This is a genomic window from Methylorubrum podarium (genome assembly GCF_022179745.1).
Classification (GTDB): Bacteria; Pseudomonadota; Alphaproteobacteria; order Rhizobiales; family Beijerinckiaceae; genus Methylobacterium; species Methylobacterium podarium.
Genome location: NZ_BPRD01000413.1, coordinates 1 through 6,971, shown reverse-complemented (window position 1 = coordinate 6,971; position 6,971 = coordinate 1). Strand labels below are relative to the sequence as shown.

The following is a 6,971-nucleotide window of genomic DNA, read 5'->3' as shown; positions in this document are numbered from 1 at the left end:
GCCGCGGCCCTGGCGGCGCACCAGCAGGCTGTCGGCGGTGAGGGCATCGAGGGCCTTGCGCACGGTGCCCTGGCTGACTCCGAGCTCGGCGGCCAGCTGCCCCTCGCTCGGGAGGATCTGGCCGGGTTGCCAGACGGCGTCGGCGAGACGCTTCAGCAGCGTGTCGTAGACCTGCCGGTAAAGCGGCCGAAAGCCGACCGCGTTGCCACGCCCTGAACCCGCCTGCCCGTCCCCTGACCGTTCCATCTCGTGACGACGCCGAGCCCCACCTGCGGGTAGAGCGTCGAAGGATGTGTCCAGCACCTCTCCCTCCTCTGGCTTACGTCGGCCTGCTGATCGGAGCAATCACAGCATTTTCCTCCGCACAGGCAATCGCTTCACAAGGCCCGGATTTCGGCGAGCAAGGCGTCCGGCAGGTTCAGGCCCTCCGCTTCGGCGCGGCGGCGCAGCGCGAGGCGCCGGGCGCCCGGAAGCCGCGCGCCCTCCTGTGCCTCGATGGACGCCGCGAGCGTGGCGAAGCGCGCCGGACCGTCCGGGCTCATGGCCGTCGCGTCGAGGGCCAGGATCAGCTGGCCCGTGCCCGGCGGATCGCCCTCGGCGTCGAGGAAGGACGAGGCCTCTCCGGCGAAGCGCGCGCCGACGAGGCCCGCGGCGAGCAGTTCCACCATCAGCGCGAGCGCCGTGCCCTTGGCGTCGCCGAGCGGCACCATCGTGCCCGCAAGCGCTTCCTGCGCATCGATGGTCGGGCGTCCATCCGCGTCCAGAGCCCAGCCTTCGGGGATCGTCTCGCCCCGCTTGGCCGCACCGACGATGTTGGCACGCGCCACCTTCGACAGGGCGAGGTCGACGACGAGGGGCGCCCGGTCGGGCAGCGGGCAGGCGAAGGCGAGCGGGTTGGTGCCGAACACCGCGCGGGACCCGCCCCAGGGCGCCATCGCGGCCGGGGTGTTGGCGAAGAGCAGAGCGACGCAGCCGCGCTCCGCCAGCGCCTCGACCGGGCGGCCCGCCGCGCCGCAATGGTGCGAGCGGCGGATGCCGGCCGCGGCGATGCCCTGCTCGCGGGCCAGATCCGGCAACGCCTCGACAGCGAGGTCGATGGCCGGATAGGCGAAGCCGTGGGCGGCATCGATGGCCAATATGCCAGGCCGTGGGCGTTCCAGGCGGGGCAGCGCGTCGCCGACGACCTTGCCGGCGCGCACCTGTGCGCCGTAGGGCGACACGCGCGACAGGCCGTGCCCCTTCAGCCCGTCCGCTTCGGCGCCGACCAGGGCGCGGGCGACGCTCGCCGCGGCGGACTCCGTCGTGCCGCATCGGACAAGGGCGTGGGCGGCGAGCGCTTCCGCCTCCGCGAGGGAAACGATCGGCATCGGATCAGCTCTCCGTGAGGTGGCGGCGCACGGCCCGGGCCGTGACGGCGGAGACGCGCACGTTCGACTCCTGGGTCACGCCGGCGATGTGCGGGGTCAGGATCAGGTTCGGCACATCCTTGAAGACCGCACCGGCCTGCCCGTCCAAGGGCTCGCGGGCGAAGACGTCGAGCGCCGCGCCGCCGAGATGGCCGGAGCGCAGGGCGGCCGCGACCGCCGCCTCGTCGACGATGCCGCCGCGGGCGGCGTTGATCAGCACCGCGCCCCGCGGCATCCGGGCGATCGCGTCCGCATCGATCAGGCCGCGGGTCCCGTCGGTCAGGGGCACGTGCAGGGAGAGGACGTCGCTGTCCGCGATCAGCGCATCGAGGGCGACGCGCGCGACCGGGCCGTGGGCGGGCCTCCAGGCCGGATCCTCGGGCGGGAGGAACGGGTCGTGCGCCGCGATCGACATGTCGAGGGCGGCGGCACGCCGAGCGGTCTCGCGGGCGATGGCGCCGAAGCCGACGAGGCCGAGGCGCTTGGCCCCGATCTCCCGGCCCATCAGGGCGTTGCGCGGCCAGGTGCCGGCTGCGACCTCGGCGCTCGCGCCGTAGGCGCCGCGCAGGAGCAGCAGCGCGCATCCCACGACGTACTCGGCCACCGCCCCGTCATTGGCACCGGTCGCTGGATAGACCGCGATGCCGCGGGCGCGGCAGGCCTCGACATCGATGTTGTCGAGTCCGACGCCGAGGCGTCCGACCACCTTGAGGTCGGGAGCGCCCGCGAGCAGATCGCCGCGCACCTGCGTCCGGTTGCGCACGATCAGCCCGTCGGCACCCGCCAGAGCCGCCGCCAGGGCGTCGGGCCGATCGATGAGACCGGGATCGTACAGAACCTCGAAGCCGGAGAGTTCGGCGGCGATGGCCGCCTCGTCCATGAACTCGCTGACGACGACTTTGGGCATGGTTGGCTTCTCCGCTGTGCTTCAGACCGCCGGCACCGCGCCGGGCGGGGAGCGCCGAAGCGCCGCCGCCGGCTCGTGCGTGGGCCGCTCGGCGGAGGCTTCGCTCTCGTCGTCCAGGGTTTCGAGGTTGGGCGTGATGCGGCCGTCGAGAACCGCGCGGGCATGGGCGAGGTCGATCTTTCCCTCCCAGCGGGCGATCACCAGGGTCGCGACCATGTTGCCGACCGCGTTGGTGACGCAGCGCAGCTCGTTCAGGATGCGGTCCACGCCGATGATCAGGGCGATCCCCGCCACCGGCAGCAGCTGCGAGGCCTGCAGCGTCGCGGCGAGCACGAACAGGATGGCGCCGGCCACACCGGCCACGCCCTTCGAGGTCACCAGCGCGATGGCCAGGATGCCGAGCTGCTGTTCCCAGCTCAGCGGGATGTTGAGGGCCTGGGCGATGAAGCCGACCGCCATGGTCAGGTAGATGCAGGAGCCGTCCATGTTGAAGGACAGGCCGGCCGGCATGACCAGTCCGGTCACGCTCTTGTCGACGCCCAGGCCGTTGAGCTTGGCCATGATCCGCGGCAGCACCGATTCCGAGCTGGTGGTGCCGAGCAGGATGAACATCTCCTCGCGGGTGTAGCGGAACAGCTTCCACAGGCTGAGGCCGACGTAGAAGCGCATCACGCCGCCGAGGAAGAACACGATGAAGACGATGAAGGTCAGGTAGAGCGAGACGATCAGCATCCCGTACTGGGCGAGGATCCCGAGCCCGAACTTTCCGATGGTGAAGGCCATCGCGCCGAAGGCGCCGACCGGCGCGAAGTGCATGATGAGGCCGACGACCTTCATCAGCACATCGCCGAAGGCGTGGACGACCCGCAACGGGAACTCGCCCTTGCGGCCGAGGGTGGCGAGCCCCATGCCCACCAGGACCGAGAAGAACATCACCTGGATCAGGTCGCCCTTGGCGAAGGCGTCGACCGCGCTGTGCGGGATGATGTTGGCGATGATCTCCATCGGCGACTGCGCGTGCGCCTTGCCGGCGATGCCGGCCACGAGGCTCGCGTCGAGGCTCTCGACGGTGGCGTCGATGCCGTCGCCCGGCCGCAGCACGTTGACGAAGAGGAGCCCGGCCGCGAGCGCCACGGTGGTGGCAAGTTCGAAATAGACGATGGTCTTCAAGCCCATCCGCCCGACGCTCTTCATGTCGCCGACATGGGCGATGCCGACGACGACGGTGCAGAAGATGACGGGCGCGACGATCATCTTGATCAGGTTAATGAACATGTCACCGAGGACCTTGCACCCGACCGCGAAGTCGGGCGCGACGACCCCCACGACGATACCCAGCGCGATGCCGAGCAGAACCTGGCCGTAGATCGACCGCAGCAACCTCATGGCGTTCCTCCACTGTATCGGGACGGAAGACGCCGCGATGTGTCCCGCGGTCGTTCCTCCTCTCGTGGTCCTCTCCCCGTGGCGTCGGGGCGGCGCCCGCGGGACCCTGGCGCGGTCCGCGGGCGCGTGGGACGGGTGCGTCAGGCGCTGCGGTAGAGTTTCGTCATCACGAACTCCCGGTGGCCGAGAGACTCGGCGGCCGTGAGCCGGCCGTTGGCGGTGCGCACCACCATGTCGATCAGCGCGTCGCCGGCCTGCGGGATCGTCATCTCGCGGGTGAGCACCCCGGAGACATCGACGTCGATATGCTCGCCCATGGTGCGCACGGTGCGCGGGTTGCCGGTGATCTTGATCACCGGGACGATCGGGTTGCCGATCACGTTGCCCTGGCCCGTGGGGAAGGTGTGCACCACGTAGCCCGCCGCCGCCATCAGGGTCACGCACTCGGCCGCGGCCGAGGAGGTGTCCATGAAGTAGAGGCCGGGGCCCTTGGCCGGGCTCTCCGCCGGCTGCAGGGCGTCGATGAAGCGGCACTCGTGGCCGATCTTCTCGAGGTTGCCGAGCGCCTTCTCCTCGATCGTGGTGAGACCGCCCGCGATGTTGCCCTTGGTCGGCTGCGAGTCCGAGAGGTCGTCGGTCTTGTGGGCCTCGATCACGTCGTCCTGGTAGGCCTTCCACATGGCGTACCACTTGTCGGAGATGTCTGGGCTCGCCGCCCGCTCCCGGCAGAGATGCTCCGCCCCGGTGATCTCCGAGGTCTCGCCGAACACCCCGTAGATCCCGTGCGGGATCAGCTTGTCGTACATGTTGCCGACGGTGGGGCAGGAGGCGAGGCCCGTGGTGGTGTCGGACTCGCCGCACTTGGTCGAGACCCAGAGATCCGAGATCGGGCATTCCTCGCGCTGGAGCTCGGTGGCCCATTGCACGAAGCGCTTGGCCTGGTAGCTGGCCTTGGCGACGGTGGCGATGTCGCCGTGACCCTCGATGCCGAAGCCGATCACCGGCTTGCCGGTCTTGGCGATGCCCTCGACCACGCGGTTGGTCCACTGGTCCTCGATGCCGATCACCACCACCGCGGCCACGTTCGGGTTCGAGCCGATGCCGATGAGGGTGCGGAAGTGCAGTTCGAGATCCTCGCCGAACTGGAGCCGGCCGTAGGCGTGGGGCAGCGCCATCGTGCCCTTCACATTGTTGGCCACCGCCTCGCAGGCGGCGTTCGAGAGATCGTCGAGCGGCAGCAGGACGACGTGGTTGCGCACGCCGACGCGGCCGTTCTCGCGGCGCCATCCCATGAAGGTGGCGGCCTCGTAATCGGCGGAGGCGCGACTGGTCGAGAGCGCCTTGGTGGCGAACTGATCGGGAGCGCCGCCGACGAAGGGCGTGGCGATCTCGTGTTCGAGCTGAGCGGATTCCTTGAACATCGTCACCTCACCAGCGCTTCGTCTTGACGTTGTGAACGTGGACGTGCTCGCCCTTGGCGACGTCCTTGATGACCTTGCCGATGTCCTGGCCGTACTTGATGGCCGTATCGCCGGCCTTGAGGTCGGTCAGCGCCACCTTGTGGCCGATCGGGATGTCGTGCCGGACATGCACCTCGAAGGTGGAGTCGTTCTCGGTGATCACCCCGAAGGCATCGGTCTCGGCGCTCAGCCCCTCGATCACCGCGACGGCGACGTTGTCCTCGGGGGAATGGGCGAGAAGATGCGGCTTGCGGCGTCCCTCGCCGGGCGCGGCGTGGCTGCTCATGCGGTCCTCCTGCTGGCTGTCGTCGGCTCTTGGCGGCGACTAGTCTTATATAAGACCTATAAGTTTTAGAGCGTCAAGCGCAAACCGACTTCGTCACGGAATGAGAGATGCGCGCCTGCGTCGAGGCTGACGCGCTGTGTCCAACGCTTGTTTGCCGCGCTATGTCTTATATAAGATATGTTCCAAGAACGACCGGAGTCGCCGCGCGAGGCCGCGACCGCGACGGGCGCCGGCCATTCCCATCCGTGGACATGCTTTCGTGAACGAGACGCTCCTCCTCATCCTGTGCGTCGGCTGCGCCGGCTTGATCTCAGGGCTGACGGGATTCGCCTTCGCCCTGATCGCGTCCGGCACGCTGCTCTCGATCCGCTCGCCGGTGGAGGCGACGGCGCTGGTCCTGGTCTGCAGCATCCTCTCGCAGAGCCTGTCGATCCTCCGTCTGCGGACCTGGCCACCGCGCGGCACGGCCTTCGCGATGATCCTGCCCGGCCTCGCCGGAGCGCCGATCGGCATCCATCTCCTGCACGGGCTCGATCCGAACGTCGTCAAGGTGTCGATCGGGGCGTTCCTGGTGCTCTACAGCGGCATCGTCTCCCTGCTGCGGGCCGATTTCCGGGTCGGCTTCGGCAATCCGTGGAGCGACGGCGCGATCGGCTTCCTGGGCGGCGTGCTCGGCGGCATCGCCGGGCTGTCCGGGGCTCTGCCGACGGCCTGGAGCCTCGTGCGCGGCTGGGACCCACGCACGCAGCGGGCGGTCTACCAGTCCTTCACCCTGGTGATGCAGGTCTGGGCGCTGGCGATCCTGCTCTTCCTCGATCCGATCCCGCCGGAACTGGTCGGCGATCTCGCCCTCGCCCTGCCGGTGGTGCTGGTGAGCGTGCTGGCCGGTCTGTCGCTCTTCGCCCGGATCGACCAGCGCCGTTTCCGCAGCCTCGTGCTCGGGCTGCTGGCCGCGATCGGCCTCACCACCACGGCGCTGGCCCTGCCGGGCCTCTTCCCGGGGTGATCGGCGCGGCGGGCCTTACGCCGCCGCGTCGAGGAGCGAGCCGCCCGGCCTCACATGGGTGAAGCGGACGGTCTCCATGGCGAGGTCGAAGGCCTCGCCGTGACGACGCACGACGGTGTAGCGCGAGGTCGCGAGGTCCGAGGTCTCGGGATAATCCTCGCGGAAATGCGCGCCCCGGCTGTCGGTGCGGGCCAACGCCGCCCGCGCGATGGCCTGGGACACCAGAACAAGGTTTTCCAGATTCAGCCGGTCCATCCAGGTGAGCGCGTAGCGCCGGTCGCCGTCGGGCGCGCCCGATCGGGCGACGGCCTGCTCCAAGCCGTCGAGGGCCGTAAGCGCCCGCTCCAGGCCGGCTGCGTCCCGGAGGATGCCGACGTCGCTCCACATCGTCTCGTACAGGGCCTCGCGGATCGCGGGCAGCTCGGCCGCCGGACGGCCGAGGGGACCGTAGGCGCGGGCGAGGCCGGCCTCGATCGCGCGCGGATCGGGATCGGCGAGGCGCCCGTCGCGCGCGACGGCG

General features: G+C 69.9%; 7 protein-coding genes and 1 pseudogene. 1 reads left to right on the top strand and 7 read right to left on the bottom strand.

All coding sequences use genetic code 11. The features are described 5' to 3' along the window. The 6 genes from MFF42_RS19485 to MFF42_RS19460 form a co-directional block, all read right to left on the bottom strand. Window positions 1–246, bottom strand: a 246-nt coding sequence (locus MFF42_RS19485) for a GntR family transcriptional regulator (RefSeq protein ID WP_238257227.1), incomplete at its 3' end; no start/stop codon positions are given. A gap of 131 nt (window positions 247–377) precedes the next feature. After that, complete coding sequence (locus MFF42_RS19480; protein ID WP_238257226.1) at window positions 378–1,367, bottom strand: Ldh family oxidoreductase; 990 nt, start codon at window positions 1,365–1,367, stop codon at window positions 378–380. Between the two features lie 4 nt (window positions 1,368–1,371). Next, the gene (locus MFF42_RS19475) at window positions 1,372–2,313 is read right to left on the bottom strand and encodes an NAD(P)-dependent oxidoreductase (RefSeq protein ID WP_238257225.1); all 942 of its coding nucleotides are present in this window, start codon (window positions 2,311–2,313) and stop codon (window positions 1,372–1,374) included. A gap of 21 nt (window positions 2,314–2,334) precedes the next feature. After that, window positions 2,335–3,699, bottom strand: a complete 1,365-nt coding sequence (locus MFF42_RS19470; protein ID WP_238257224.1) for a cation:dicarboxylate symporter family transporter — start codon at window positions 3,697–3,699, stop codon at window positions 2,335–2,337. Between the two features lie 140 nt (window positions 3,700–3,839). Next, a complete protein-coding gene (locus MFF42_RS19465; protein ID WP_283206896.1) occupies window positions 3,840–5,120 on the bottom strand; it encodes a UxaA family hydrolase in 1,281 nt (426 codons plus the stop codon). A gap of 7 nt (window positions 5,121–5,127) precedes the next feature. Continuing rightward, entirely contained in the window at window positions 5,128–5,445 is a 318-nt protein-coding gene (locus tag MFF42_RS19460) for a UxaA family hydrolase (RefSeq protein WP_238257223.1), read from the bottom strand. 259 nt (window positions 5,446–5,704) lie between these two features. On the opposite strand from MFF42_RS19460, the gene MFF42_RS19455 reads away from it, so the two are divergent. Continuing rightward, window positions 5,705–6,451 carry a sulfite exporter TauE/SafE family protein gene (locus MFF42_RS19455; RefSeq protein ID WP_238257222.1) on the top strand — a complete coding sequence of 249 codons (747 nt, stop codon included), beginning with the start codon at window positions 5,705–5,707 and terminating at the stop codon, window positions 6,449–6,451. Window positions 6,452–6,466: 15 nt separating this feature from the next. Here the strand turns inward: MFF42_RS19455 and MFF42_RS19450 are convergent. Continuing rightward, window positions 6,467–6,971: pseudogene (locus MFF42_RS19450) on the bottom strand (succinate dehydrogenase/fumarate reductase flavoprotein subunit); the annotation flags it as partial.

Excerpts from the sequence above, each read along its gene's own strand:
- MFF42_RS19475 (WP_238257225.1), bottom strand. The coding sequence starts at position 2,313 with ATGCCCAAAGTCGTCGTCAGCGAGTTCATGGACGAGGCGGCCATCGCC.
- MFF42_RS19470 (WP_238257224.1), bottom strand. The coding sequence starts at position 3,699 with ATGAGGTTGCTGCGGTCGATCTACGGCCAGGTTCTGCTCGGCATCGCG.
- MFF42_RS19465 (WP_283206896.1), bottom strand. The coding sequence starts at position 5,120 with ATGTTCAAGGAATCCGCTCAGCTCGAACACGAGATCGCCACGCCCTTC.
- MFF42_RS19480 (WP_238257226.1), bottom strand. The coding sequence starts at position 1,367 with ATGCCGATCGTTTCCCTCGCGGAGGCGGAAGCGCTCGCCGCCCACGCC.
- MFF42_RS19460 (WP_238257223.1), bottom strand. The coding sequence starts at position 5,445 with ATGAGCAGCCACGCCGCGCCCGGCGAGGGACGCCGCAAGCCGCATCTT.